This window comes from Peribacillus sp. P4_D6 (genome assembly GCF_056401795.1).
The window spans coordinates 1-2,939 of record NZ_JBFUIQ010000252.1 but is presented as its reverse complement, the minus strand read 5'-3'; the positions used below and the strand labels follow the sequence as shown (position 1 = coordinate 2,939).

The following is a 2,939-nucleotide window of genomic DNA, read 5'->3' as shown; positions in this document are numbered from 1 at the left end:
TTTATCCAGATGGCGGCGGTGTTTGGTATACAGCGAGCAAACACGCCCAAATTGGATTGATGCGCCAGCTTGCGTTCGAACTATCGCCTTCCATCCGGGTAAATGCCGTAGCCCCAGGGGGTACATTGACAGCACTCACGGTGATTCCACCGCTGCGTCCATTTGTGAAAATCGTGGATAATGATACGAAAGCAAGCAGCATTAAAAAACGGAATATTCTTCAACTTGCCCAGATGCCGGAAGATCACGTTGCGGCTTATGTACTGTTAGCCTCTGACGAATCACGCGCAATCACTGGTGAAATCATTTCCAGCGACGGCGGATTGTCAGTGCGGGGCCTTGGCTAAGCTGGAGAGGTATTTGAATACGTTAGCTGAATTGTAAGACGGGAAAGGAAGCACTTTCTTTATAGGGTTTCAAGCAAAATATAAAAATTTTAAATCATTCTCTAATTTTAGAAAGATATATCAAGTTTGGGGGCTTTAAGAGTTAGAGACTTACCTTTAGAAGGGGGCTGATCGTATGCCATTCGTAAAAGTAGAAGATTTAAGCATTCATTATGAAATAGAAGGTAATGGAGAACCTCTAGTATTATTACATGGTATGAGCAATAATTCACAGTCATGGAAGGAACAAATCCAGGAATTAAAGGAGCATTATACAGTAATCGCATGGGATGCTCCGGGTTATGGGAAAAGCTCAGATCCAGCAGAAGAATATAGACATTTTAAAGAGTTCGCACGTATTCTGAACGGCATGCTAGATCAGCTAAAGCTGGAAAATATCCATCTGCTCGGCCATTCAATGGGAGCGGCAATTGCGATAGAGTACTGTAGCCTGTACCCTAATAAGGTTAATAAACTCATATTAGCAGATTCGACAAGGGGGGCTGCTGCTCTATCAGCAGAAGAGAACGAGACGAAATTGAAAAATCGATTATTTTCAATTGAAAACCTTTCTACTAAGGAGATAGCGGAAAAGAGGATACAAGCACTGCTATCTCCCCATGCTTCAGAAAATGTCCATACACGAGTCAAAGAGATTATGACACAGATAAGACCGGCAGGATATCGTTCGGTAGCATATTCACTTTATCATCTGAATCAAATGAGTATGTTATCTCATATAGCTGTTCCTGTTCTTGTGATTTGTGGTGAGTTGGATACCGTAACTCCCATTAAGGAATCAGAAGCCATTCATGAAAAGCTAATAAACTCCCGGCTAGTGATTATTCCAGATGGCGGTCATTTGTGTTACCAGGAAAATCCAGGGGAGTTTAATTCGAGCATTTTGGAATTTTTGAAAGGTATTGAGTAGGAAAAGGCTTCTACAAATACTTCAGTAAAACCAGGGCCTAGATTAGAGAGAGGAATGAATAGGAAAAATGGCTAATTATACAATCGTTGATAAAGAAACGTGTATTGCTTGCGGAGCTTGTGGTGCTTCAGCTCCGGATATTTATGATTATGATGAAGAAGGGATTGCGTTCGTTATATTGGATAATAATGTTGGGGCAGCGATTATACCTGATGAACTCGAGGAAGATATGATAGATGCTTCAGAAGGATGTCCAACAGATTCTATAAAAGTGGCTCAAACATCCTTTGATGGTAACCCTAATAAATTTGAATAATAATTTCAGTTGCGTTTGTGACCAGTAGCTTTATAAATTTTAATGTGGTGACATATCCAGATTGTCATTGAAAGGGTGGATATTCTATTGCTTTTATCCATCATTTCTGAAAAAAAGGAAAAGGAAGAATTACTTGTGGAAACATTACAAGTTTATCGCTTGCAACCAGTAAATCATGTTCAGTATGAACAACCAACCTAGAAGAACAAGGAGTGATTGCATTGACAGAAGAAAAGAAGGTCTATGACATAACTATTATTGGCGGCGGACCAGTTGGCTTGTTTACTGCGTTCTATGGCGGAATGAGGCAAGCGAAGGTGAAAATCCTCGAAAGTCTTCCTCAACTGGGTGGACAGCTTTCGGCTCTTTATCCCGAAAAATTCATTTATGATATAGCTGGTTTTCCAAAAGTAAGGGCACAGGAATTGATAGAGAATTTAATAGAACAAATGAAAGTATTCGAACCAACAATTTGTCTTGAAGAAGCAGTTGAACAAATGGAAAAGCAAGCAGACGGAACATTTAAGATCACTACAAACCTCGATACTCATTTCTCTAAATCAGTGATCATTACTGCTGGAAATGGAGCCTTTCAGCCTCGTAAACTAGAATTGGAAGATTCAACACAGTTCGAGGATAAGAATTTGCATTATTTCGTGAATGATATGAACCGATTTAAAGGAAGAAAAGTGGCGATTCTGGGCGGTGGGGATTCTGCTGTCGATTGGGCCCTTATGTTAGAGCCGATTGCTGAAAAGGTAACATTGATACACAGAAGAGATAAATTCCGTGCCCATGAGCATAGTGTTGAAAAATTAGTGAATTCCTCTGTTGAGGTCAAAACACCTTATATTCCCTCCGAATTGGTAGGAACAGATCACATTACGCAAATAGTTTTAGAACACACTAAGACTCAACAAAAAGAAGTGGTTGACGTAGATGATTTAATTATTAATTACGGCTTTGTCTCTTCTCTTGGAGCGATTAAAGAATGGGGTCTAAACATAAATAAAAATGCAATTATCGTTAATTCCAAGCAAGAAACAAATATTTCAGGCATATACGCAGCCGGGGATATTTGTACGTATGATGGAAAGGTCAAATTAATTGCTTCCGGATTCGGTGAAGGTCCTACGGCAGTTAATAATGCCAAAGCCTATATTGATCCTTTGGCGAAAGTTCAGCCGCTCCATAGTACTTCATTATTTGGATGACCTTTCTCTAACAACAAGACTTTTCTGAAGACTAAAGTACATAGGCTGGGTCCCTAAGATAGGATAGGGGTCTCGATTGTCCGGTTTAAATC

At 39.9% G+C, this 2,939-nt stretch carries 4 protein-coding genes; all 4 read left to right on the top strand.

Going from position 1 to position 2,939, the window contains the following annotated elements; translation table 11 throughout:
* A partial coding sequence (locus AC1DVB_RS26340; RefSeq protein WP_477591737.1) for an SDR family oxidoreductase occupies positions 1-347 on the top strand: 347 nt, incomplete at its 5' end.
* Between the two features lie 175 nt (positions 348-522).
* Positions 523-1,317 carry an alpha/beta fold hydrolase gene (locus AC1DVB_RS26335; RefSeq protein WP_477591735.1) on the top strand — a complete coding sequence of 265 codons (795 nt, stop codon included), beginning with the start codon at positions 523-525 and terminating at the stop codon, positions 1,315-1,317.
* A gap of 67 nt (positions 1,318-1,384) precedes the next feature.
* Complete coding sequence (locus AC1DVB_RS26330) at positions 1,385-1,633, top strand: ferredoxin (RefSeq protein ID WP_034312590.1); 249 nt, start codon at positions 1,385-1,387, stop codon at positions 1,631-1,633.
* A 221-nt stretch (positions 1,634-1,854) separates the two neighbouring features.
* The gene (locus AC1DVB_RS26325; RefSeq protein ID WP_034312587.1) at positions 1,855-2,847 is read left to right on the top strand and encodes an NAD(P)/FAD-dependent oxidoreductase; all 993 of its coding nucleotides are present in this window, start codon (positions 1,855-1,857) and stop codon (positions 2,845-2,847) included.
* The last annotated feature ends 92 nt before the right edge of the window (positions 2,848-2,939 follow it).

What these genes read in the sequence shown, in the direction of transcription:
- AC1DVB_RS26335 (WP_477591735.1), top strand. Translation starts at nt 523, where the DNA reads ATGCCATTCGTAAAAGTAGAAGATTTAAGCATTCATTATGAAATAGAA.
- AC1DVB_RS26330 (WP_034312590.1), top strand. Translation starts at nt 1,385, where the DNA reads ATGGCTAATTATACAATCGTTGATAAAGAAACGTGTATTGCTTGCGGA.